Origin of the sequence: Rathayibacter sp. SW19 (genome assembly GCF_030866825.1) — a bacterium.
In the GTDB taxonomy this organism is placed as follows: domain Bacteria; phylum Actinomycetota; class Actinomycetes; order Actinomycetales; family Microbacteriaceae; genus Rathayibacter_A; species Rathayibacter_A soli.
This window is the reverse complement of record NZ_CP133020.1, coordinates 2,043,483-2,066,711: the sequence shown is the minus strand read 5'-3', so window position 1 is coordinate 2,066,711 and position 23,229 is coordinate 2,043,483. Positions and strand designations below refer to the sequence as shown.

The following is a 23,229-nucleotide window of genomic DNA, read 5'->3' as shown; positions in this document are numbered from 1 at the left end:
GTCGTGATCCGTGGGCGAGTGCCCGGCTCACTGCGCGATAGCGCAATCTCCAGTCGCAAGATCAGCTAACGTCGAGGGCTGCGACTGTCTGAGTTGAAGACGGCCTCCAGCCAGCCGAGGATGACCTCCAGGCTTTCAGGGTCCAATCGTGTGTCGGGGTCGTTATAGCTGCCACCGGGTGCTGCGACGACCTCAACCCGACTGCGCGGGTCCTCCTTGAACACATGATTCGCGTGCGGTGGGAATGCAAATGACACGTTCGCCAGCCCTCTGGCGGCATTCTGAAGCGGGTCCCCGTCGGCGCGTATATCGATCTGAACGTCGTTGCCGCCGATTAGCACGAGCGCGGGGATTTGGAGTTTGGCCAGCGACTCGCACGCGGATTCGACCCAGAGCTCGCGGGCAAGCGGCAGGTTCACCGGGGCTTCGAAACTGGCAAGCACCATCTTCACGCTGTCGGGCACGGCGGCGTCGACGTCCATCGGTTGTCCGACGCTATAGCGTGCAGCAGCTTCCTCCACCTTCGCCATCAACTCTGCACCTCGGGGAACCTGGGCAGACTGCGTAGTGAGCTGCGACAGTAGCACCGCCTGGACCGGACGGCCGGGCGGTGCCGCCAGCACGACCCCGACAAACGGCACCGCCTGGATGCTTGTGGCGTAGTGGAGCACATGGAGCGTTCCTTCGCTGTTGCCCAGCCCGGCAATCCGCGCGGAGTCCACGAAGTCCCACTGCGAAAGCACGTCGACGGCCGCGACCAGCTCATCCAAATGCGAGCGCATGCTCACTTTCCCGATCAATTTCGGAACGTTCTCACGGGCGTGAGGGCCGGAAGCCCGCTTGTCGTAACGCAGGGATGCGATGCCGGCGCGAGCAAACGCATCCGCAAAGAGACGGCCGCTGCCATTGTTGCCGGGCAACAGTGGTGAACACCAATCTCGATCGGTCGGACCGCTGCCCGCGACGAGAACCACCGTGGGGAACGGCCCCGCGCCGTCCGGGCGGACAAGAGTTCCCTCCATCGAGATGCCATCCAATTGCCAGGTCACCTCAACAGAACTCACCATGCATACATTCTCTCAGAGGAGCGACGCGAACCATGGTCTGCACCAAATCGTCGACAGTAAGTCGACCGGCAAGAAAATCCGGTCCGCTGACGAGACTGCCGCGAGAGGCTTTTGCTGCCTCGTCCGGCACCTAGCACACACGGGCGTGTATGTGATCCTCTCGCAACAATTCGAACGCCGCTTTGTCCCACAGCAGGGACTGACCGCACTCTTCCGCGCGATCGAGCCGACGACCGCTCAGTGCAACATAGACCCGCCCGGTGCGGTAGATGTAGCCCAAGACCCGACCGTCGCACTTCACGCGATCGATGTCTTCGGCACACGGGGTCACAGTCACGCGGACCGGGTGGATCCCGTCGATCCCGACGCCCGGAACGCGCAGTGTGAAGGTTCGACCGACTCCCGCGTCGGAGAGTTGCGGACCGGATGCGTGCGCGGCGGGCGGCGGCACATCGAACGGCGGCACATCGAACGGTTGCGCATCGGATGGTTGCGTGTCGGAACTGCGGGCGATGACTTCCTGCGGTTCGGCAAGCTTTTGCTCAGCTCGGAGAATAGTCATACTTCAACGGTAGGCGTCGAGTACTGGGCGCGCTAGGGTCATTAGACCCGAATGACAAGACACCGCGCGTGGTACCGGTTCACCGGCTGGTCGGCGACCGCGACTCCACACTCAGCACGGCTGCCTGCGTGCGACGCTCCAAACCAAGCTTGCCGAGCAGGCTTGACACATAGTTCTTCACGGTCTTCTCGGCCAGCGCCAGAGTTTCGCCGATCTGGCGATTGGTCAAGCCGTCAGCGATCAGGCTCAGTACCTCGCTCTCCCTGGCCGACAGGGCTTGGAGCCGAGGATCGCGCGTATGCTCATCGCGGATGCGGTTGACGACCTTGCGACTCAGGGCAGACCCGAGCAGAGACCTCCCAGCTGCAACAGTGTGCAGGTTCTCGATCAATCGATTCCCGCGCACCTCCTTCAGCACGTAGGCGGACGCACCGGCAAGCACAGCGGCATTAATCGCTTCGTCATCGTCGTATGCGGTCAAAATGATGCATCGGATGTTCGGATCCTGCGATCGCACGTAGCGGCACACCTCGATGCCGTCGCCATCTGGCAAACGCATGTCCAGCAACACAACATCGGGCCGGGTCGCCAGGATACGTGAGCGCGCCTGCGCCGCAGTGCCGGCTTCGCCGACGATCTCGATGTCCGGCTCTGCGGCGCAGAGGTCGATCACGCCGCGTCGCACGATCTCCTGGTCATCGACGACGAAGACTCTCACGGCGTTACCTCCGATCGTTGACGCTGGCAGGTTCCGACGCCTCGACAATCGGCACAGACCAGCTGACGCGGGTTTCGCCGGGGCGCGAGTCGAATGAGAAATGCCCGCCGCGCGCAGCAGCACGCGCTTCGAGGTTTCCCAGCCCGCTGCGGTGCTTCGCATCAGTCTCGCCTCGTCCGTCGTCAATGACGTCGACTGTAACGCGACCGTCCGCCACCGCGATGTGCAACGAAACGTTTGCTGCCGATGCGTGTTTCACGACATTCGTGAGTGCCTCGCGGGTGACGGCCACAATATCCTCGGCGAGCGCGTCTGTGATGACCAGGTCGACCGGCCCTGTGAACTCAAGTTGTGGATTCAATGCCGACGCGCCCGCCAAGTCGTTGACCAGATCGATGATCCGGTGCCGCACCGTCGGATTGTCGCTTCGCGAACGGGACAAGGCGAAGATCGCTGTGCGGATCCGAGTGATCGTGGCGTCCAGCGTGTCGATCGATCCGTTGATCCGGTCGGAGATCGGGCCGGATGGCAAAGCCCCTGCGACGCTCTGCAGTTCGAGCCCCATGGCAAAAAGTTGCTGGATGACATGGTCATGCAAATCGCGGGCAATTCTGCCGCGCTCCTCCAGCAACATCACTTTCTGCTGGTCTGCCCGTGCTGTGGCCAGTTGCATGGCAAGGCTGATTCGTCCGGCGAAATCTGCAGCGAGCTCCAAGTCGGAGGGGGTGAATCTGCCGCCGCCTGTCTCGCGTGAAACCACGAGTGCACCGCGGGCGCCGTCGGAATCCACCAGCGGGATGGCCATGGTCGGTCCGGGCTTCCGACCGGGCGTTGCTGTATACCCGCTCGCCTCAACCTCATTGACAAGTCGCGGCTGCCCGGCTTCTATCACGCTCGCAGCGATCGACCCCGCAGATGCGAACACGACGCCTTGCGCCGCATCATCGCTTTTGCTGCCCGCGGTTTCCACAATCATGTGCTCTGCGTCATGGATCGGTCGAACAATCGACACGAGGTCGGCGTCCGCGAGCGCCAGTGTGCGGGAGACAAGCAGATCGAGGAAGTCTCCTTGCTGACTGGATAGAAGTGAGGCGGTGATTTCCGCGGAGGCTGTGGCCCAGGCCTGCCGACGTTGAGAGTCGGCAAAAAGGCGAGCGTTGTCTATCGCGAACCCTGCCGTCGACGCAAGTGACACGACGAGCTGCTCATCTTCGTCGGTGAACTCGCCCGAAGCCTGATTCGTCAGGTACAGGTTGCCGTACACCTCGCCCCGCACGCGCACGGGAACGCCCAAGAAGCTGTCCATGGGTGGATGGCCCACGGGAAATCCCGCTGAGCGAGGGTCGTCTGACAGGTGCCGGAGCCGGATAGGTCGCTGCTCGTCGGTGAGTGCGCCGACCAGACCCAGCCCGACCGGCAAATGCCCGATCGCCCTGACTTCAGCCTCCGACATGCCGACGTGGATCAGTTGTTCCAGGCTGCCGTCTGGCGCGAGAACTCCGAGCGCACCGTATTGGGCGTCGACAAGCTCCAAAGCCGTTTCGACAATCTTGCGCAACACCACCGGCAAGTCAAGGTGTTCCACGACGGCCAGGTTCGCTCTGAGCAGCGCTCGCAGACGCCCCTGCGTCGCGGTCACGTGATTGGCGAGTTCGACCAAAGTACCGAGTGCGCGGTCCAAATCAACACGTGGTGCATCCGGAAAACTCAGTACGCCTTCCTCTGCCACGCGCTCTCCAAGACTCAGCCATCGAGATAGGCAATCAGCCAATCAGCACAATTGACCGACGTGCACTCGATAGTGGACGACCGTAACGGCCCTAGTATGCGCCCTGCAGGTTGGTTCGCACAAAGTGAGGACACACTCATCCGGCCGCGTCACTGAATTGCGGAGTTCGGATCCTCCCGCGCGACAGCAAGCTCAGCGTTCAGTCAACATCGCCTGGATGCACGACGACCGTCGGGCCTGTGAGATTGATCAGCACGTCGTGACTCACCGAGCCCACCATCGATTGTCCGGATTCATCTCTGCGTGAACTCCCGATGACCAGGAGCGCAGCACCGGCCGCCGCGTCTGCCAATACTGCCGCCGCCGGCCGTGGCACGCTGCGAGTCCTGACTTCGACGGTCGGGGATACCGAGCGAGCCCGATCGGCGGCATCCGCCAACAGCGTCGATGCGCGCGACTCAACATGCTGCCGCAGCTCGCGGTGCATTGCGTCGTTCCGCACGGGGATGTCGGGCAGGTCGTCTGCCCGGATGAGGGTAAGCGTCTCCCCCGCCCGTTCGGCTTCGTTCGCGCCGAATCGGATTGCCGCCCGACCTGCTGCGGAATCATCCACGCCCACAACGACGCCTCGCCCATCACGTGGCGACCCCTGCGGGACAACCGCCACGGGCGCATGGGCCTCTGCAGCCAGAAGCAGACTCCGTGAGCCGAAGACTTTGCCATTCACGAACCCCGTCTTGTGCGTGCCAACGGCCACGAAATCGACACTCTTCGACGCTGCGGCAAGCTCCTTCATCAGACTGCCGCGAAGCAATTGAGTGTGTACGACCACCTCGGGAGCGATCGACCGCGCGTAGTCTGCTTCGCCTTCGAGCAGGCGGCTCGCGTCTTCGCGAAGTTCGCTCAGCATCCGCGCGCCGATGGTCGCCCATCCGTCATCAAGCACATAGCATAAGGTCACTTCTGCGCCGATCGCGGCCGCCCGCTTCATGCTCCAGCGCAACGCCGCGCGACTGGGCTCGGTGCCCGTCACGCCCACCAAGATTGTTCTTGCCATCTCTCCTCGTCGCCTCTCATCTCGAGGGATGCGCGCCCGAAACTCTTAACGGAACGCAGCATGTTCATCAATGGTGGGGACAGGGCGCTGTGAGTCACCAGGGCCGAAAGTCCCCAAGTGGCAGAAATCGCGGCTGCGCGAACCTGTGCCGAACAAGCCGACGGGACGTTCGACCCTGTATAAGTCGCCTGCATCGCGTTTGACTCTACGTAGTGTCCTATCGAGCAAAGGATCAGTATGCAAACGGTGATAGTCGGCTGGGACAGAGGCGAGGCGTCTTGGGCGGCCTTGCGCTGGACCGTCGAGCGTTCGCAAGACTCCACGGTCTTGCTGATGCAGGTCACGGACGCGGACTTGTCGTCGGATCCAACCGCTTCGCCTGAGTCGCCCGCAGTAGGTGCCCTCGCCTGGCTCCAGGACGATCTGGCACGGGCCCGGAACGAGCATCCGCACGTGAAATTCGATAGCGAACTGGTGTCCGGTGACACCGTCGCCGAACTCGCTCGCCACTCCGGCGACTCGACTCTCGTCGTTGTCGGGTCGGACCGGCGGCAGGGCGGCGGTTTCCGGTATCGCTGGTCGATAGGCGCCAAGCTGGCTGCACGTGCCCGCGGCCCAGTCGGGGTCATCCCGGTGGGCGGTAATTCGAACGACGGCGATATAGTCGTCGGGGTCGATGGTTCGCCCGCATCGCACGCCGCTTTGGAATTTGCTGCGCGGGAAGCCGATCGAACTGGTGCAGCTGTGCAAGCCGTGCTCGCCTGGCAGGAATCTCCGGTGTGGCTCGACGCCACCGTGCCAGATGTCGATTACCTCCAGTCGCTGGAAGTCATGTACGCCGAACTGCTCGACGGCGCACTCGTCGATTTCCAGACCCGTCATCCCGAGCTCCAGGTGCTCCGGCGGCTCACGCGTGGTCCGGCGTCGAAGGTGTTGCTCGACGCGGCCCAGACTGCACGCCTACTCGTGGTCGGGAACCGTGCATATCGCGGTGTCGGACGGTTCTTTCTGGGGTCGGTCAGCCGCGCTGTCGTGGCCGGCACCCCGTGCCCGGTCGTCGTGTGCGCGAACTCCGCCATCGACATTCACCCTCGATGACCATCGTAAGTAAAATGCCGATTGCCGCGAAACAAGAGCACCGTCACAATATGACCCAGGAGGCACACCATGGCTGATCGGACGCGCTTCGTGGAGCGCAATGGGGCGTGGGGATTCTTCTTCCTCCTCGCCTACATCGGAGCCGCGATCTATTTCATCGCTCAGTCGCACGGCAGTTTCTGGGCCGTAGTTCTCGGACTGCTCAAAGCAATCGTCTGGCCGGTCTTTGCCGTTTATCACGGCCTCGCGGCGCTCGGCGTTTGACGGCTTACGTCTTGTGCGCTGTCAACGGTTGCGGTAGTAGTCCCGCCAGATCAGCTTGTGGATCGGGATGAGTCGCGGTATAGAGCGAAGGCCGGGGATGAAGGGCACCAGTGTGAGGAGGGCCGAGAGCAGTAGCATCAGGCCGACCACGACAAGGTCGGCGTTGGCGAGGCCGCCGATCGCAGGGATCTGATACCAGAACGAGAACAACCACAGCCACGACTGGCCCGGGTAGTTGCCGGTCTCGTTCATCATTCCCCATTGGTCACCCGTGAGGTGTTGGGCTGCCGCGAGGCCGGGAAAGTAGTTGCCGTCACCAAGGAAGAGGATCGTCAGAGTGGGGTTCGTGTTGAAAATGCCGCCCTCGCCCTGGATTAGTCCGTCGAGTGAACCACGATTCGCCGCAGCGAGCAGCCCCGCTGTCAGCGCCGGCACCGGACCGTATGCGCCGTGAGCGACTTTCGCCGGGCTGCCTCCCGGCGCCTTAGCCAGAGCGTCGGAATATGCGGATGCCCACTTGTCCTGCTGGCTCACGCTGGCGGCCTGCCAGCGATTGAGCGCCGCGGTCACCACATGGAGCTTCTGCAACGGTGTGACGACAAAATCGCGAGCGGTGTCGACAGGCAGCCGGGTCCCCGAAAGGCTCTGAAGATCTATCGGACCGAGAGTCTGTGTAGCACCCTGGGTGGTCGAATACGGCGGCCCATATGACGCCGTGTTCGAGGTGCGGCCGAGTTCCGCCGTTGCGGTCGCGACGAAGTCGTTCGAGCTCGCCTTCGCCCAGGACTGCAGGGTCACCGTCGAGTCGTCCGGAGAACCCGCGAACGCTGCGAACCCGAGAACGATCAGACCAACGACAATGACACCAACGGTGAGTTCTTTGAAAAGATCGTAGTCGCGCACCGCGCCGCTCCACGGCCGCGCGGCAAGGTCAGGATCCGGCTGAGGACGTCGTGACATCGGAGATCTCCTCGGTGATGAGTTGGGCGTCGGTCACTGCGGCGTCGAGGGGTGGGACCACGCCGCGTGCCCGAACGAGTATGACGTGCATGGCCACGATGACGACCACTGCGGCGGGCAGCAGCAGAATGTGCCACATGAACATCTGCCCGAAGTTGGCGACGTTGAACCAGGCGCCCATGCCGGACGCATTCAGCGCATCCTTGGCCTGGAAAGCAATCCATTCGGAGTCGAAGTTGGTCTGCACCAGGTAGCCCGTGAATGCCGCGACGATCGAGACGAGGAACGAGAACACTCCGGTGATCCACGTCAGAACCCGGTGGCCTCGCCATGCGGCCATCCAGAACTTGCCCCACAGGTGGATGACCATGAAGAAAAAGAAGAATTCGACGCTCCACAGATGCACGCTGTTGACGAAGTGGCCGAGCGCTGAGAGGTGGTACCACATCGGTCCGTTGAGACTGAGAACCGCACCAGAGGCGATGATGAAGATGAGTGCTGCGATTGCACCCATGCCGAAAACGTAGATCCACGATGCGACGTAGCTCGGTTGAGTGTTGGGCAGTAGCTTCTCCGGCGGGAGGCGTTTCACCATCCAACGTCGACTGCGACCCGTCCAGGATCGATCTGTCTCGGCTTCAGTATGGTCGCTCATTTCGTGCGCCTTCCCCCCGGGAACGGCACAATCAACGCGAGCACAAAAAGCACCAGCATGGCGACGATCACGATCAGGTTGCCCAACTGAATTGAGAAGATTCCCCAATTCAGAAAGACCCCGCCGACATCTGACGCCTTCAACAATTCGAGCAGCACCATGGTGACAACCTCTCCACTGTCGAGATTAGATTCCGACGATGGGCTCGGTCAGAGGCTTTAGTCCCGAGTTCAGACGTTGTCGCTGCCGACGTCGTCGTTGCTGTTGAACGTGCCGCGGGCGACTCCGGGCCAGGTCCAAGCGGCTACTTCGGGGATGTCTTCTCCGTGTGCTCGCGTATAGGCGCGGGCACGCAGCCTGGCGTCTTGCATATCTTGGCGCAGGATCGCCTCCCGTGCGCCAAGTCCTGGCACGCGGTCGATGACATCCATGACCAGGTGATACCGGTCGAGGTCGTTGAGCATGACCATGTCGAACGGCGTGGTCGTGGTTCCCTCTTCGATATAGCCGCGCACATGGAGATTGTCGTGCCCGTGGCGCCGGTAGGTCAGACGGTGGATCAGCCACGGGTACCCGTGATAGGCGAAGACCACAGGCTTGTCCCGGGTGAAGATCGCGTCGTACTCGCTGTCGCCCAACCCATGCGGATGCTCCCCCACGCTCTGCAAGCGCATCAGGTCGACGACGTTCACGACACGCACCTTCAGCGCAGGCACCCGTTCACGCAGAATGGACGCCGCAGCCAGGACCTCAAGGGTTGGCACGTCTCCGGCAGCCGCTAGCACGACATCCGGTTCCTCACCGGATCGTTCCGTACCGGCCCACTCGAGCAGTCCCAGCCCGCGCGTGCAGTGTTCGACCGCCTGCTCCATTGTGAGCCAGTTCGCAGCCGGTTGTTTGCCGGCGACCACCACGTTCACATAGTCAACCGAGCGCAGGCAATGATCGTAGGTCGACAGCAGCGTGTTCGCATCGAACGGCAGGTAGACGCGAACGACATCCGCCTTCTTGTTCACGACATGGTCGATGAAACCCGGATCCTGGTGGGAGAGCCCGTTGTTGTCCTGCCGCCACACATGGGAGCTCAGCAGATAATTCAGCGAGGAGACAGGGCGGCGCCATGGGATCTTCCGTGTCGTCTTCAACCACTTGGCGTGCTGATTGAACATGGAATCCACGATGTGGATGAAGGCCTCATAGGAGTTGATCACGCCGTGGCGTCCGGTCAGAAGGTAGCCTTCAAGCCACCCCTGGCACTGGTGTTCGCTGAGCATCTCCATCACGCGGCCCGCTCGCGCCAGATGATTATCGTCGTCGATCGGCCAAAACTCGGCATTCCATTGCTTGTCAGTCACCTCATACACGGCATCAAGCCGGTTCGAGGCGGTCTCGTCCGGGCCGAAGATCCGAAAGTTGTTCGGGTTCGCCGAGATCACGTCCCGCAACCAGCCGCCGAGAACCCTGGTGGCCTCGCTGACCGACCCGCCCGGTGTCGGAACGTCCACGGCGTAGTCCCGGAAGTCCGGCAGTCTCAATTCCTGACGCAACAGACCGCCGTTCGCCGCCGGGTTTGCGCTCATTCGCAGGTCGCCTTCCGGAGCAAGCGCGGTGGCTGCGGCGACCACGCTCCCGTTCTCATCGAAGAGTTCCTCCGGCCGGTAGGAACGCATCCAACTCTCCAACAATCGGGTGTGCGCCTCCGTATCGCGGGCATCTAACAGCGGAACCTGGTGGGAGCGCCAATTGTTCTCCGCCGGATGCCCGTCGATCTCGGCTGGACACGTCCACCCTTTCGGGGTGCGCAGAATGATCATCGGCCAAGCCGGGCGCTGCGTCAGAGAGCCGGCCGCGGCATCCGCCTTGATCTGAGCGATCTGGTTCAGGACGGTGTCGAGTGTCTCGGCGAAGCGTTTATGCACTTCGAGGGGATCCTCGCCGTCGAACCCGCCAGACACCAGATACGGTGTGTGGCCGTAACCGCGCATCAGGTCGAGCAGTTCGTTCTCTGGGATGCGGGCGAGCACGGTCGGGTTGGCGATCTTGTACCCGTTCAAGTGCAGGATCGGCAGCACGACGCCATCCTGCACCGGGTCGATGAACTTGTTCGAATGCCAGCTGGTGGCCAACGGGCCGGTCTCCGCCTCGCCGTCACCGACGACTGCGGCGACGAGCAGGTCGGGATTGTCGAAAGCGGCACCGTATGCGTGCGACAGCGCGTACCCGAGTTCCCCACCCTCGTGAATCGAACCGGGCGTCTCCGGCGCGACATGGCTGGGTATCCCTCCCGGGAACGAGAACTGCCGAAAGAGTTTGCGCAAGCCATCCGTCGTGCGGTCGATGCTGTTGTACACCTCGCCGTACGTGCCGTCCAGATATGCGTTGGCCACCATGCCGGGCCCGCCGTGACCCGGACCCGCAATGTAGATGGTGCTCAAGCGTCGCTCCTGAATGACGCGATTCAGGTGTGCATAAATGAGATTGAGGCCCGGGGTCGTACCCCAGTGCCCCAACAAGCGAGGCTTGATATGGTCGCGGATCAACGGCTCGCGAAGCAGCGGGTTGTCCAGCAGGTAGATCTGCCCGACCGACAAGTAGTTCGCGGCGCGCCACCACGTGTTCAGCTTCTGCAGCGCTTCAGCGGAGAGGGTCTGCGCGTCGCGGTGCGGCCAAGCGTCGACCATTTCAGGAAGCAACCGGTTCGCGCGCGACGAGTACAGCGCATTTCGCGTGCGCAGCACACTCAGCACTGACCGAACCCAGAAGCAGGCCGGCAAACCCGCCGTGGCCACGGGAACCGACAACCAGCAGCTCTGAACCCTCGCTCTGCGCGATCAGAACCTGTGCGGAGTTGCCCTCCGCAACGACGATGGTGAACCAGTCCGGCCAGCGGGTGCCGAAGACTCGATCGGCAGCTTCTCGAGCCGTCTCGCGTGCAGCATCTTCAAAGCTGGGCAACGTCGTGACGGGATACGGGCTCAACGCGATCGGGTACGTCCATGCCGCAACGCCTTCGAGCGAGGCATCCAACGCCGTGGCCAACCGTGCCGCGTGACGTAGCGCGGCGTCGGATGACGCGGACCCATCCAGTCCGACGACGATTTTGGGTTTTGTTTCCGACGAAGACGAGCCTGCTAGTGCGCCTTGTTGCGTGTCCGTGGCTGCATTGTTCATGCGCCCAGCCTGGCACCGGACGCGGCCCCGAGACAGAGTCGAAAGTCCCTGAATCCGCCGCGCCTCTCGGCTACGTGTCTCAGCTACGCCCGGGAATCAGGATGTCGGCTGAACAATGCGCGCGGCATCGAGCGGCCACACGATGAGCAGATGAGTAACGAGCCAGCCGACCAACGTACGGCAACCGTACTATTGATCACCGGTCCGCTCGGCCTGACGTTCTGGCGGGCAGTGCCGGCAGCCGGCGTCGTGCGCTTGGCTGGCGCCCGAGAGGGCATCATTCACATCCATTCTGGTTCAGGCCCGCGCTCGAAGCGTCGCCCAGTCAGACTCCGCGGGACGATACGCACGTAGATACTCTTCAACGTCGGGATCCATGAATTCAACGGCACCTTCTCCGCCCGATCGACGTCTTCCTGCCGGTCGAGCACGGCAGCAGTTCCCTTGGCGATGACGCTCCATGCGATCGGTTCGGTATAGCCATCCACCTCGAACACGACGTTTTCGTTGATGGTCAGCTCAACGAGTTTGTCCCCCGGCGCGGTGCGGAACAGGATGCTCGTGCCGTCCGAATAGTAATTGACGGGGAAGATATCGAGTACGCCACCCGCGCTCGTAGCAACCCGTCCCACTGTCGCTGTGCGCAAAAGCTGCCAGCAGTCCTCCTCAGAAAGCCGCTCGACCGGCCCCTCGACTCGACGCATTATTGCCTCCTCCTATGGAACTCCTTGCACCGAGACTACGTCGATGTCCACGACGGGCACAGGGGCGTTGGTCCTGTTCGCACCGGAGCAACGCGACGGCTTCCGCGCCGACCGGGCCGAACCATCCGCTCTCACCTGATGAGTCGAACGCGCCACAAGCGCAAACAGGGTCGAAAGTCCTACCATTCGATGCGCCGGTGCGATGAAATGAGACCACAATGAACAGCCAGACGACATCGACACCGCACCTGGAGTCTCCGCTCGCGCTGGAACACGTTGCATCGCAGGACAGTGCCGCAGTACTCAGTGCGTTGAACTCGCGCGCGCAAGGGCTCACGTCCGCAGAGGCGGCAGAGCGGCTCGCGATCGTAGGACGCAACGTATTGCGAGCACACAGGGCTCGACCGTGGCGTGTGCTAGGGCGGCAGCTGAAGAGCCCCATTCTGGTGTTGCTCTTTGTGACCGCCGGTGTGTCGGTGTTTCTTGGGGAGGCGGCCGACGCGGCGATCATTGCTGTGATCCTGGCCGCAAGCATCGGTCTGGGCTTCGTGAACGAGTTCCGGGCGGAGCGGGCGGCGGATGCGCTGCACGATCAGATCAGGCATACCGTCGTCGCGCTGCGGGATGGCGCCACGGCGAAGGTCGATGTCACAGACCTTGCACCCGGAGACGTCGTAGAGCTCTCCATGGGTGCCGTGGTGCCCGCGGACATGCGCCTGATTCTCGCCCACAACCTGTCCTGCGACGAGGGGATCATGACCGGCGAGTCGCTGCCGACCACGAAAACGCCGGAGCCGATCGGACGTGGCGCGGGCATCGGAGACCTCACCCCGTGCATGCTGATGGGCACGGTCGTGCAATCCGGAACCGCTACCGGAGTCGTGGTGGCAACGGGTGCCCGCACAGAGTTCGGGCGCATCGCCGGCGGGCTCGCGACCCAGCAACCGCAGACTGAGTTCCAGCGAGGCCTTGGCCGATTCTCGGTGCTCCTGCTCGAAGTGGCCGTCGTGCTGACCACGTTGATCTTCGTCGCGAACGTGCTGTTGCAACGCCCCCCGCTGGATTCGCTGCTGTTTTCACTGGCCATCGCCGTAGGAATCACACCTCAGCTCCTTCCTGCCGTGGTCAGTGCGAGCCTCGCCGCTGGCTCCCGCGCACTGGCGAAACGAAAGGTGCTCGTCAAGAGACTCGTCTGCATCGAGGACCTCGGAGACATGGACATTCTGGTCACCGACAAGACCGGCACCCTGACGGAAGGACGGATCAGCTTCACCGCTGCGCTCTCGACAGACGCGATGACGACGCCCGATCGCGTCTTCCTTCTCGGGTTACTCGCGACCGAAACCGACTACCGCACGCCTCCCGGCACGGTGCTCGCGCTCAATCCGTTGGACTCGGCCCTGTGGCAGGCACCCCGGTCGGATGCGACCAATCCGGCCGTTTATGAACGCATCGATCTGCTCTCGTTCGACCACGAGCGGCGGATGACCACGGCGCTCGTGGAGGCACCGACGCAGGAGCGTCAACTCGTGACGAAAGGCTCACCGGAAGACGTGCTGCGGCGCTGCTCGGTCGTGCCACCTGCAGCTCAGGGCGTTTTGGACGAGCAGTACGCGTCGGGCGCGCGCGTGATCGCGGTCGCGGTCAAGAGCGGATCCGGCATCGGACAGCTGTCACCGGCCGACGAGAACGGTCTCACCCTGGTTGGATTCCTCGTGTTTCTCGATCGCCCGAAAGCGGATGCCCGTGCCTCGCTGGAGACGCTGGCACAACTCGGGGTGGCGGTGAAGATCGCGACGGGCGACAACGCCCGGGTGGCCGAGAAGCTGCTGACGGACATCGGGCTCGCGTCGGGCGGCATCCTGTCGGGCATCGACATCGAGCCGCTGAGCGATGATGAGCTGCGACGCGCGGCAGCGACGGCGACGATCTTCGCGCGGGTCTCCCCCGAACAGAAGGCGCGAATCATCCGCTTGCTCCGGCATTCCGGCCGGGCGGTCGGCTTCCTCGGCGACGGAGTGAATGACGCGCTCGCGCTGCACCAGGCCGACATTGGCATCTCTGTCGAATCGGCCGCGGATGTGGCAAAGGATGCAGCCGACGTGCTGCTGCTGGACAAAGACCTCGCAGTGCTCGCTGACGGCGTCTCCGAAGGCCGCCGCATCTTCGCGAACACGATCAAGTACGTTCTGATGGGCACCTCTAGCAACTTCGGCAACATGTTCAGCGCATCGATCGCGTCTGTTGTCCTGCCTTTCCTGCCGATGCTTCCCGGGCAGATCCTGCTCAACAACCTGCTCTACGACTCCGGCCAGCTCGCGATCCCCGGTGACCGGGTCGATCGCGAGCAGTTGCAGGCACCGGCGCATTGGAACATCGGCTATATCCGCCGGTTCATGCTGCTGTTCGGACCGATCAGCTCGCTCTTCGACTTCGCAACCTTCGCCCTCATGCTTGTCTTTTTCCACGCATCGCAGAGCGAGTTTCAGGCCGGTTGGTTCATCGAGTCGATCGCAACGCAGACACTGATCATCTTCGCAATCCGCACCCGGCGCATCCCGTTCTTTCGCAGCAAGCCATCGCTCGGTTTGACCCTCGCCTCACTGGCGGTGGTCGCAGTCGGAATCTGGTTGCCGTATTCTCCCGTTTCGGGTCTGCTCGGTTTCCAGCCCATACCGGTGCCGTTCTTCCTCGCCCTGGTCGCCATGGTTGTCGCATATCTGGTCTGCGTCGAATTGGCGAAGAAGTGGTTCTTCAGTCGGCCGGCCCAGCAGTTCGAAACGGCTCCCCCGCCCCGTCGCCGACGCGGCTATTTCCATCGAGTGCACCGGCGTGCGTCACGGTTCACCGGTCGGTCAGCGTAGAACGGATGGGTTATCGCGCTCTTCGACGTCGGCACGAGTTGACCGGGCTCAGGTACGATCGTGTTCGGAGTGAATCACCGGGTGCGGGTGACGCTCGAACGAGCGCCCGCGTGCCGTGCTTGTCTGCTTCGAGCGCAACGTGAGGGTTGGCGATCAGTTCGCGGAGTTTGGTGCCGTCTGCGGTGCGAAAGACCACGCTGCGTTTGTCGACGTGGAAGTCGAGCGGGAAGATCTCCCGATACCCATCAATGCTGACTGCCAGCCGCCCGAAGCCGGCGCGGCGCAGTCGACTCCAACAGTGCGCGTCGGACAACTCGGTGACCGGCCCCCGCGGAGACCATCCGGTGAGTTCTTCGTCCATGGTCAGTACTCGAAGACGAGGCGTGCGAGCGCCTTGCCTGACAGCACTTCGGTCATAGCCTCATTGACCTGTTCGAGATGACGCCCCTCGGCGACGATCCTGGTGCGTCCGGCTGCATGCAGCGCAAACACCTCGGTGAGATCCTGCCGGGTGCCGACGATCGAACCGATGATGGAAATGCCTTTGATCACCGTGTCGAAGATCGAGATGGTCATCCGCTCGTCAGCGGGAAGGGCGACGCAGACAAGGCGACCGCCACGGTTCAGCGCAGAGAAAGCCTGCTCGAACACGCGAGGCGAGGCTGCAAGTACGACGGAGACATCGGCGCCGCCAAGCGCTTGTATGGCGGCTACTGGGTCCACCTTCGACGCGTTCACGAGCTGCTCGGCGCCGAGCTCGTGGGCGAGGTCGAGCTTGGCGTCTTCGATGTCGACAGCGATCACGGAGCCGCCCATGATTCGCGCATACTGCACCGCCAGGTGCCCCAGCCCACCGATACCGAAAACCGCGACGCGTTCTGTTGGAACAATGCGGGCGACCTTGAGTGCTTTGTATGTTGTCACGCCTGCACACGTCAGTGGTGCAGCTTCGACGGGCGAAATGCCCTCCGGCACCGGAACCGCAAAGCGAGCGTTCGCGACGGCATACTCTGCAAAAGCGCCATCGACGGAGTAACCACTGTTCTGCTGCTTCTCGCACAGCGTCTCACGGCCGTCGATGCAGTACCGGCACTCGCCACACGCGTAGCCGAGCCACGGAATCGCAACTCGCTCGCCTAACGCACGATTCGTGACGTGCGCCCCGAGCTTTTCGATGATTCCAACACCCTCGTGCCCCGGGATGAGCGGCAAGCGAGGCTTTGCAGGCCAGTCGCCGTGGGCGGCGTGAATGTCTGTGTGGCACAGCCCGCACGCCTCCAAGTGGACGAGCACCTCGCCCGATCCAGGCTCCGGGACTTCATGCTCGAGGATCTCGAGCGGTGCGGTGAACGAGGTGACAACGGCGGCTTTCATAGTGTTTCCTTCCTACTGGTACTCGGATGAATGCGCTCACGCGAACGTTGATGGTCTGGCCGAGCGCTGCTCCCCGAGTGCCACCCGCCTGAAATCCTGTGAATATGATTGCGTTGCGTCGATAAGGCCCGTATGCGATCAGATGGTGCAGAACCCGACCGACCGTGAAAGTGGGGAGAGTCACGACTCCGCCGCGCCCGCACACGGTCGTGATGATCTCGCCGAAATCGTGGGTGACGAACCGTTCGAGTGCTCTGTGAGCATCTTCTTCCCGGCACAGTGGCGCAGGACGCGCGTGCCGTGTTTGCCGGCGTCGCGTTGAGTCGCGAATTGACCATGGTCGCTGTTCTTTCTCCTGTTCGAAGACCGCTCACCGTTCCGCAGTCACCGCGGCATCGGCCGTATGCATGATGAGCACGGGGCAGCGAGCGTGTTCAGCGCAGGCTGTGCTCACGGAGCCGAGCAGCAGACCGACGAATCCGCCATGACCACGTGACCCGAGAACCAGCATCTCGGCGCCTTCGCTCTCGTCGATCAGCGCCTTCGGTGTGTTGCCTTCAACCACGAATGCGTGCAGCCACACCGGGTGTTGTGCACCGAACGCCGCGTGCAGCGCTGTGTTGAGAATGCTGCGCGCGTCTTCCTCGGGGTTCACATCGAATGCAAGCGGATACTCGCCGGCGCTGAGGGGCGTGTGCCAGACCGTCACCGCCTCGACCGATGCACCCAGCGCGGCTGCGATGCGACTCGCGCGGCGCAATGCTGCGATGGACGACTCTGAACCGTCCACGCCCACGACAATTCGTCGATTGTTCGCGTTACCTCCCATTGGCGCGTTCGCTGATGAAAGGCCTTCGTTCGGAGTCTGATTCTCGTCCATCACACTATAATCCGATCCGCGTGCGGCACCCGCCAGAGTCGAAGGTCCTGACCGGCGCTCCGGGTTGTCCTGGCCCGCGCTGCAGTACGGATCAACATTTCCGCCAGCTGGCCGAGCGCCACGCGATACTCGGTAACGACGGAGGGATGCGCTTCAACCGCCGCTCTCGCATCGGCTCTCAGTTCGCTGTCCACAACAGCCGTGATCTCCACGAACGAGGAAACATAGCCGAATTCTTCCTCTGGCGCCTTCGGTGCCGTGTCGTTACTCCATGAGCGGGCGATAACAAGGGGCGCCTTCAGTGCTTCTGCCAGTTCGAGGGCGACAAAAGGGGGCTCGGCTGCGCCGCTCGACCCGTCGGGGCCAACCACGATGCTGCCGCCCGCCACCGATTGATCGACGTCATCGACGTCGCTGTCAGGTTTTGTTGGCTCGTTCACCGTGCTGTCACTCTCAGATCGTGCGTCACGTTCGAATTGCTACAGTCAGTCCGGAGGCGCGGTCATTCAGGCGCGCGCGTCCGAGGCCGGCGCGGATTCGATCGGTTCTCTGCGGGGGGAACTCTTCGCGCGTACGATAACAACCGGCGTCGACATGCCGACCAGCACGCCGTGCGCGACGGAGCCCTCGAACAGTTGTGTGACCGCCGACCGATCGTGATGGCCCACGACGAGCAAGCGCGCATCCTGCGAGGCCTGAAGCAATACCTTCTGCGGTGACCCTTCCTCGCTGCGCGTCTGGATTGCCAACTGAGGAAAGAGCCGCAGCAGGTGTTCCGACGTCCGAGCCAAAATTTCGGCTCGCTCCTCAGCAGGCAGGGTGGGGGGAATGAGGTCAGAGTAGAGCGGATTGGGGGCATAGCCGACGCAAACCATAACCAGCTCGCTGCCCATCGCTGCCGCGTCTGCGGCAGCAAACTCGGCTGCTGTGCGGGACTGATCCGTGCTGTCCAGCCCCACGACGACGGCGCTCCCAGCAGGAACGGTCTCCGGGATGACAGCCACGGAACAGGCGGCTATTCTTGCCATCCGGATGCCGAGAGAGCCGAGGATCGCTTGTCTGAGCAGCCCGTTCTTATGGGTCCCGACGACCAGTAGGTCACACTGCGCGGAGGCACGCTTAAGCGCGTGAGCGACTCCCCCGTATACCAGTTCAGTGGCGACCGTGATCGACGGATAATTCTGTGCGACGCGTGCCCGCTCGGCCTGCAAGAACTCATCGGCACGACGTGCGAGTTGTGCTTGTAGGTGCGGTTCCTGGACTCCCACTACCTCGTCGATCACAGTGATCAGCCTCAGATTGCGCGTTCCTCGGTAGGCACGTTCCACCGCCCAGTCCACGGCAGCACGGCTGCGAGCACTCCCATCCACGGCCACGGTCGCTTCTCTTGATTCTGCCGAGAGTTCCATGCCACCAGGGTCCCTGGGCACGGGCCGATCGGCAAGGGTCGAAAGTCCCGTGCAGCTCGCCGTATCTCACGCTTTTACCGCTTCCCTTGCGGGCGTTTCGGTGCGAAGATGAGCCTGCTGGAGCGGACTTCGGGGTACACCGCCGCGGCCGCGAAAGCAGAGGAAGGCGTCTGGGATGTCCGCATTCGACGGCTGGTCGGCGGTCGCCACTGAATTCTTCCGCGGCCTCGAGGCCGACAACTCGAAGGCTTACTGGACTGAGAACAAAAGCGTGTACGACCAGGCCGTTCTCGCACCGATGCAAGCACTTCTGGGCGAACTCGGTGCTGAATTCGGCAAGAGCAAGATCTTCCGTCCGAATCGCGACATCCGATTCAGCGCCGACAAATCGCCGTACAAGACAGCGATCGGCGCCACGATCGGCCGCGGATACGTACAGTTCTCCGCGCACGGCATCGGCGTGGGTGCCGGATACTACACGATGGCGTCAGACCAGATCGATCGATACCGCACGGCAGTCGCGAATGGCGCGCAGGGCGAGAGACTCCAGCGGCTGATCGCCGAACTCACCGGCACCGAATTTGCCGGCGCCGGGGTCAAGGTCACATCCCGCGATGCTCTCAAGACGGTGCCGCGCGGCTATCCAAAAGATCACCCACGCGCCGATCTCCTCCGCAAAAAGGACCTCGCCGCCTGGGCGCGATGGCCCAGCACGGACAGCTGGATGCAGACCGCCGCGGCCAAAGACCACGTCGCCGCCATACTGTCGGCAACCCGGCCCCTCGTCGACTGGCTCGACGAGAATGTCGGCGACACGACACTCGATCGGCAACGCTGAAACGGCCGCGCTAAGCCGGCAAAACCGAGCCGGCAACCCCGAGTTGCGTGGGCCATCAGCCCCGCACGACGAAAGGAACATCATGAGCAAGTACATCTTCATCTACAACGGTCCGGCAACACCCATGGACCAATTCACCGAAGAGGAATCGGCGCAGCAAATGGCAGCGTGGGGCGCCTGGATGGGTGCCGTTGGCGCAGCACTCGTCGACGGCGGCGCGCCGTTCGGTGAACGCGCAAGCATCGGCGACGACGGCAGCGATCGCACGCCGACTGAGCTGCAAGGCTACTCGATAGTCGAAGCCGCCGACCTCGAAGGCGCGAAGGCGCTCAGTGCGGGACTCCCGTTTCTCTCCGAGGGACAGGGCCGGTTCAGTCTGGATATCTTCGAACTCGTGGACGTGCAGATGTGACCGAAGGGCGCGGGGCCGGACCCGAGCCCACCCGTCACGCCGGTTATCAGTGTCGTTGTCATGGCATCCAGCATCGTTCCTGATCTCACGGCGACGCAGTCGCCGCCATGTCATGGGACTGACAGACCCACGACAACCGCGGCTGCTCGACGCCTGGCCGGCAACCCGGTTGCCGTGTACGACGCGACGCGGAATCTGGTGGTCGCCAACGCGCCGTACGATGCGCTGGTGGGCGAGACAAGCGTGTGGCGCAACCTCGTCGGCGCAACCATCGTCACGGTGTGCGCGGTGTCAGTTCGCCGAATTCGTCCATAATCTGTGCCATTGTGCGAGCGACACAGTCGGAGTCGCAGCGATCCGCCAGATATCCGGAACCGCAGGTGTAGATTTCGGCGAGCGCACCTTGGAGTTTTTGGGCTTCGCGGCTCGCCGAAGCTGGATCGATGTCTATCTCGGGCACCGCGCTTGCTTCTTGGCGAGCACGCTCACCGTCGGCGAACTGCTGCACTGCCCGCACCATGGTCTGTGCCATGTCGTCGGCGTCCCGTCGGCCGGCAAGGAAATCCGGCCCGATCACAAGTACCGGCGACAACGCCGCCTGCATTCGCTCGGCCCGTCCGCTAAGCCCAACCATTTCTGTCACCGTGCACCAACCTTCCTCCTTTCATTGTGCACCTACCGTCGCAGATATCGCCTTGGTTGCGGCCTCAGATCGGCCGGCGTTCGACCACCAGATCGGCACGAGAGGTTGAATCCAATTTACGGAAGCACGTGCCCGGCCGCCGTGAAGAGCCGATACCATTCCTCACGGTCCAGCCGCACTTCCGAACCCGCGGCGGATTGTGCCACCCGTTCCGGCTTGGTCGTGCCCAGCACCACCTGCATGTTGGCGGGATGCCGAAGGATCCAGGCAACTGCAATGCCGGTCGGTGTCACGCCGTGGGCGGAAGCGATCTCATCGAGCGCATGGTTCAGAGGCCCGAAGTTCTCACGGTCACCGATGAAGACGCCGTCGAAGAATCCCTTCTGGAACGGGGACCACGCCTGGACCGTGATGTTGTTCAGCCGGCTGTAGTCGAGGATGCCATTGTCACGGTCGATGGACTGGTCCAGCCCGGCCATGTTCGCAGCGACGCCTGCTGCGATCATGGGGGCATGGGTGATGCTCAGCTGCATCTGATTGAAGGCGAGCGGTTGGTTGACGGAACGCTTGAGTAGTTCCACTTGGCCCGGAGTCTGATTCGATACCCCGAAGTTGCGTACCTTTCCGGAGGCCTGCAAAGAGTCGAAGGCCGCAGCGACCTCATCCGGTTCAACCAGCGCATCAGGACGGTGCAACAGCAGGATGTCGAGATAATCCGTTCGCAAAGCAGACAACGTTTTGTCGACCGAGTCGAGGATGTGCTCTGTCGAAAAGTCCCAGAACCCATTTCTGATCCCGACCTTGGACTGAATGATGACTGACTCGCGTTCGGCCGACGTGAAGGTGATCGCGTCGCCGAAGCGCCGCTCGCACCCGTGGTCGCCGCCGTACACGTCGGCGTGATCGAAGAAGTTGATACCTGCGTCGCGTGCCGCGCCGACGAGGGCGCGAATGGCCTGATCGTCGAGATCGGAGATCCGCATCAGCCCCAGAATGATGTTCGAGGCGTCGAGTGTGGTCAGTGGTGGGGTAAAGGTTTTCATCGGTTGATCCTCTTTCTTCGTTCTTTGTTTGTCGGTCCGGCTGTATGGTCTGGCGCTTCAATGCCCGGCCAGCATATCTTCATGATTTCCGCCGACAGCTGATCCGTCAGCGGTTGATGCTGGTACATCAGCCGGTAGTAGATCGGGCCGAACAACACATCGGCGACGGCAGCATAGTCGAGGTCCGCGCGCACCTCGCCTCGACGCGCACCCTGGGCGAGCAGCTCGATTACCGCGGCGCGGCGCGGCGCGATCCAATCGTTGATAAGCGCCTGCGCGACGGCCGAATCCGTGACAGCTGCCGCAGTCAGCCCTCTGAAGAGAGCGCCCGCCGACGTGTCCCGGACGAGCACGACGAGCCGACCAAGGTAGTCACCCAGCGCCTCGCGCGTCGTCGCGGAAGCGGGAGACTCGATCGTGTCGCGGGTGCGGTCGAGGAGTCCTTCGAGCAGTACGGCGGCTGCGGACGGCCACCACTTGTACACGGTGGTGCGGCTGACTCCTGCTCGGGCCGCGATCGCATCGACGCCTGCACCCGCGGCGCCCTCGAGTGCGAGCCCCGCAGCAGCGTCGAGTATGGACCGTCGCGCGTTCTCACTGCGCGGACGGCCACGCCGAGAGGCTCGTTGACTATTACTGGACACTGTGTACAGTATATGAAAAAAGCATGCAGGACGTAACGAATCGACGAAGATCATGCCTGAAGAATCTGCACGTCTTTCAGCGGTCCGCAGCTACTTCGCGCATCCCGTGCATGGGCCGCCCGTCAGCTCCTGATCCTGGCGGTCGGAAGTCTCGCCCTCGGAATCCAAAACGCGGTCGTACGCCAGCTCGCGGTGCCCGATATGACCACGACCGTCCTCACCATGACACTGACGGGCATCGGATCGGATCTGCGCAAACGCGACTTGGCGACGGCAGCGCGACGTCTGCTGACGGTGCTCGCAATGTTGATCGGAGCTGTGGTCGGCGCCATCCTGGTTCTGAATCTCGGTGTCGGTACGGGGATCGCGGCGGTGACCATCATGCTTGCGGCGGCTCTTGTCGGAACAGCCATTGCTGCCCGTGGCACACCACACTGGGCAAGCGGCAAGGTGTCAGCCTAGTCACTTTCTCAGCGGTTCTAGGATGCCCGCTGGAGCAGGCCCAGCACGCCGCAGTTCTGTGACGGCAACCGATAGCGGACGTCACCACCGTCGCGCATCGGCATCGTAATCCAGAAGCGTGTGCCGGGTGAGCGCTCTGTGCGATCCCCAATGTCGGTGCTCATTCGGGGGACGGCCGCTGCCGTTGCCGTTTCGTTGCCGACCGTTGCTCCTTCGCGGCCAGGCGTCGCGCGACCGAGCCCCGAGTGGGCTTGGTCGCGCGACGGAGAGCAGCCTCGGGAGCTAGAGCCATGCTGACGAGATCAGCAAGCTTGCCCAAGGCGATCTCGCGATTGCGGAGCTGGGAGCGGCGCTCTGACGCGGTCACAGTGATCGTTCCGGCGACGAGGCGTGGTTCGAGACGCGCGACCAGCAGCATCCGCTGGCCTTCGGAGAGTGCGTCCGAGTCGACGATGCTCCAGGTGAGCTCGACACGGCTGTCCGAGGTGTTGACGTGTTGACCACCCGGCCCAGACGAACGAGAGAACCGCCAGTCCAGTTCCGACGCGGGAATCGTGAGCGCGGGCGACACCTCCAGATCCATGCATCAAGCGTTGCACAATGGTGGCACTCAGTGGCCAGGCAAACTTCACGAGTCCCCAGATCCGTCCGAACGCCTGCGCGAAAACGCCTCGA

28 protein-coding genes are annotated in these 23,229 nt (G+C 62.9%); 6 read left to right on the top strand and 22 right to left on the bottom strand.

The genetic code is table 11. The annotated features are described in order from the left end of the window. Positions 1 to 65: 65 nt before the first annotated feature. The 5 genes from QU604_RS09455 to QU604_RS09435 all read right to left on the bottom strand — a co-directional run bounded on the left by QU604_RS09455 (position 66) and on the right by QU604_RS09435 (position 5,133). Positions 66 to 1,067: an alpha/beta hydrolase family protein gene (locus QU604_RS09455; RefSeq protein WP_308468553.1), complete on the bottom strand. Its 1,002-nt coding sequence runs from the start codon at positions 1,065 to 1,067 to the stop codon at positions 66 to 68. Positions 1,068 to 1,197: 130 nt separating this feature from the next. After that, on the bottom strand, positions 1,198 to 1,629 hold the full coding sequence (locus QU604_RS09450; RefSeq protein WP_308468552.1) for a hypothetical protein: 432 nt from the start codon (positions 1,627 to 1,629) through the stop codon (positions 1,198 to 1,200). A gap of 79 nt (positions 1,630 to 1,708) precedes the next feature. Then, positions 1,709 to 2,347: a response regulator gene (locus tag QU604_RS09445; protein ID WP_308468551.1), complete on the bottom strand. Its 639-nt coding sequence runs from the start codon at positions 2,345 to 2,347 to the stop codon at positions 1,709 to 1,711. A 4-nt stretch (positions 2,348 to 2,351) separates the two neighbouring features. Further along, complete coding sequence (locus QU604_RS09440; RefSeq protein WP_308468550.1) at positions 2,352 to 4,076, bottom strand: sensor histidine kinase; 1,725 nt, start codon at positions 4,074 to 4,076, stop codon at positions 2,352 to 2,354. A 199-nt stretch (positions 4,077 to 4,275) separates the two neighbouring features. Beyond that, the gene (locus tag QU604_RS09435; protein ID WP_308468549.1) at positions 4,276 to 5,133 is read right to left on the bottom strand and encodes a universal stress protein; all 858 of its coding nucleotides are present in this window, start codon (positions 5,131 to 5,133) and stop codon (positions 4,276 to 4,278) included. A gap of 237 nt (positions 5,134 to 5,370) precedes the next feature. Here QU604_RS09435 and QU604_RS09430 point away from each other — a divergent pair, with 237 nt between their 5' ends. Further along, positions 5,371 to 6,231, top strand: coding sequence for a universal stress protein (locus tag QU604_RS09430; RefSeq protein ID WP_308468548.1), 861 nt, complete (start codon positions 5,371 to 5,373; stop codon positions 6,229 to 6,231). A gap of 69 nt (positions 6,232 to 6,300) precedes the next feature. Next, positions 6,301 to 6,495, top strand: a complete 195-nt coding sequence (locus tag QU604_RS09425) for a hypothetical protein (protein ID WP_308468547.1) — start codon at positions 6,301 to 6,303, stop codon at positions 6,493 to 6,495. 21 nt (positions 6,496 to 6,516) lie between these two features. Here QU604_RS09425 and QU604_RS09420 read toward each other — a convergent pair whose 3' ends face one another. The 6 genes from QU604_RS09420 to QU604_RS09395 form a co-directional block, all read right to left on the bottom strand. Further along, the gene (locus QU604_RS09420; protein WP_308468545.1) at positions 6,517 to 7,455 is read right to left on the bottom strand and encodes a hypothetical protein; all 939 of its coding nucleotides are present in this window, start codon (positions 7,453 to 7,455) and stop codon (positions 6,517 to 6,519) included. Beyond that, entirely contained in the window at positions 7,427 to 8,110 is a 684-nt protein-coding gene (locus tag QU604_RS09415) for a cytochrome b N-terminal domain-containing protein (protein ID WP_308468544.1), read from the bottom strand. Before QU604_RS09415 ends, QU604_RS09420 begins: the two co-directional genes overlap by 29 nt. Continuing rightward, a complete protein-coding gene (locus QU604_RS09410; RefSeq protein ID WP_308468543.1) occupies positions 8,107 to 8,271 on the bottom strand; it encodes a hypothetical protein in 165 nt (54 codons plus the stop codon). The genes QU604_RS09415 and QU604_RS09410 overlap by 4 nt, the downstream gene beginning before the upstream one ends. Positions 8,272 to 8,340: 69 nt before the next feature. After that, a complete protein-coding gene (locus QU604_RS09405; RefSeq protein WP_308468542.1) occupies positions 8,341 to 10,791 on the bottom strand; it encodes a phosphoketolase family protein in 2,451 nt (816 codons plus the stop codon). Between the two features lies 1 nt (position 10,792). Further along, positions 10,793 to 11,281: a universal stress protein gene (locus tag QU604_RS09400; RefSeq protein WP_308468541.1), complete on the bottom strand. Its 489-nt coding sequence runs from the start codon at positions 11,279 to 11,281 to the stop codon at positions 10,793 to 10,795. A 281-nt stretch (positions 11,282 to 11,562) separates the two neighbouring features. After that, positions 11,563 to 11,985: a pyridoxamine 5'-phosphate oxidase family protein gene (locus tag QU604_RS09395; RefSeq protein WP_308468540.1), complete on the bottom strand. Its 423-nt coding sequence runs from the start codon at positions 11,983 to 11,985 to the stop codon at positions 11,563 to 11,565. Between the two features lie 218 nt (positions 11,986 to 12,203). On the opposite strand from QU604_RS09395, the gene mgtA reads away from it, so the two are divergent. Continuing rightward, positions 12,204 to 14,849, top strand: a complete 2,646-nt coding sequence (gene mgtA / locus QU604_RS09390) for a magnesium-translocating P-type ATPase (RefSeq protein WP_308468539.1) — start codon at positions 12,204 to 12,206, stop codon at positions 14,847 to 14,849. A gap of 10 nt (positions 14,850 to 14,859) precedes the next feature. On the opposite strand, the gene QU604_RS09385 is transcribed toward mgtA, so the two are convergent. The 6 genes from QU604_RS09385 to QU604_RS09365 all read right to left on the bottom strand — a co-directional run bounded on the left by QU604_RS09385 (position 14,860) and on the right by QU604_RS09365 (position 18,512). Then, positions 14,860 to 15,210, bottom strand: coding sequence for a pyridoxamine 5'-phosphate oxidase family protein (locus tag QU604_RS09385; protein ID WP_308468538.1), 351 nt, complete (start codon positions 15,208 to 15,210; stop codon positions 14,860 to 14,862). A gap of 2 nt (positions 15,211 to 15,212) precedes the next feature. After that, entirely contained in the window at positions 15,213 to 16,223 is a 1,011-nt protein-coding gene (gene adhP / locus QU604_RS09380) for an alcohol dehydrogenase AdhP (RefSeq protein WP_308468537.1), read from the bottom strand. Continuing rightward, complete coding sequence (locus tag QU604_RS22190) at positions 16,168 to 16,407, bottom strand: hypothetical protein (RefSeq protein ID WP_409350013.1); 240 nt, start codon at positions 16,405 to 16,407, stop codon at positions 16,168 to 16,170. Before QU604_RS22190 ends, adhP begins: the two co-directional genes overlap by 56 nt. A gap of 186 nt (positions 16,408 to 16,593) precedes the next feature. Next, a complete protein-coding gene (locus QU604_RS09375; RefSeq protein ID WP_308468888.1) occupies positions 16,594 to 17,052 on the bottom strand; it encodes a universal stress protein in 459 nt (152 codons plus the stop codon). 50 nt (positions 17,053 to 17,102) lie between these two features. After that, positions 17,103 to 17,543 (bottom strand): hypothetical protein, encoded by a 441-nt coding sequence (locus QU604_RS09370; RefSeq protein ID WP_308468536.1) that lies wholly within the window; start codon positions 17,541 to 17,543, stop codon positions 17,103 to 17,105. A gap of 66 nt (positions 17,544 to 17,609) precedes the next feature. Next, complete coding sequence (locus tag QU604_RS09365) at positions 17,610 to 18,512, bottom strand: universal stress protein (RefSeq protein WP_308468535.1); 903 nt, start codon at positions 18,510 to 18,512, stop codon at positions 17,610 to 17,612. A gap of 175 nt (positions 18,513 to 18,687) precedes the next feature. Between QU604_RS09365 and QU604_RS09360 the strand changes: the two genes are divergently transcribed. Next, positions 18,688 to 19,350 carry a DUF2461 domain-containing protein gene (locus tag QU604_RS09360; protein ID WP_308468534.1) on the top strand — a complete coding sequence of 221 codons (663 nt, stop codon included), beginning with the start codon at positions 18,688 to 18,690 and terminating at the stop codon, positions 19,348 to 19,350. Positions 19,351 to 19,432: 82 nt separating this feature from the next. Next, positions 19,433 to 19,762, top strand: a complete 330-nt coding sequence (locus tag QU604_RS09355; protein WP_308468533.1) for a YciI family protein — start codon at positions 19,433 to 19,435, stop codon at positions 19,760 to 19,762. Positions 19,763 to 20,036: 274 nt separating this feature from the next. Here the strand turns inward: QU604_RS09355 and QU604_RS09350 are convergent, their stop codons facing one another. The 3 genes from QU604_RS09350 to QU604_RS09340 all read right to left on the bottom strand — a co-directional run bounded on the left by QU604_RS09350 (position 20,037) and on the right by QU604_RS09340 (position 22,092). Continuing rightward, the gene (locus QU604_RS09350; protein ID WP_308468532.1) at positions 20,037 to 20,405 is read right to left on the bottom strand and encodes a hypothetical protein; all 369 of its coding nucleotides are present in this window, start codon (positions 20,403 to 20,405) and stop codon (positions 20,037 to 20,039) included. A 116-nt stretch (positions 20,406 to 20,521) separates the two neighbouring features. Then, positions 20,522 to 21,448, bottom strand: a complete 927-nt coding sequence (locus QU604_RS09345) for an aldo/keto reductase (protein WP_308468531.1) — start codon at positions 21,446 to 21,448, stop codon at positions 20,522 to 20,524. Continuing rightward, on the bottom strand, positions 21,445 to 22,092 hold the full coding sequence (locus tag QU604_RS09340; protein ID WP_308468530.1) for a TetR-like C-terminal domain-containing protein: 648 nt from the start codon (positions 22,090 to 22,092) through the stop codon (positions 21,445 to 21,447). The genes QU604_RS09345 and QU604_RS09340 overlap by 4 nt, the downstream gene beginning before the upstream one ends. Positions 22,093 to 22,155: 63 nt before the next feature. Here QU604_RS09340 and QU604_RS09335 point away from each other — a divergent pair, with 63 nt between their 5' ends. After that, positions 22,156 to 22,554, top strand: a complete 399-nt coding sequence (locus QU604_RS09335; protein ID WP_308468887.1) for a DUF1275 family protein — start codon at positions 22,156 to 22,158, stop codon at positions 22,552 to 22,554. 17 nt (positions 22,555 to 22,571) lie between these two features. Here QU604_RS09335 and QU604_RS09330 read toward each other — a convergent pair whose 3' ends face one another. Beyond that, positions 22,572 to 22,718 (bottom strand): hypothetical protein, encoded by a 147-nt coding sequence (locus QU604_RS09330; RefSeq protein WP_308468529.1) that lies wholly within the window; start codon positions 22,716 to 22,718, stop codon positions 22,572 to 22,574. Continuing rightward, positions 22,715 to 23,137: an alternative ribosome rescue aminoacyl-tRNA hydrolase ArfB gene (gene arfB, locus QU604_RS09325; protein ID WP_308468528.1), complete on the bottom strand. Its 423-nt coding sequence runs from the start codon at positions 23,135 to 23,137 to the stop codon at positions 22,715 to 22,717. Before arfB ends, QU604_RS09330 begins: the two co-directional genes overlap by 4 nt. Positions 23,138 to 23,229 lie beyond the last annotated feature (92 nt).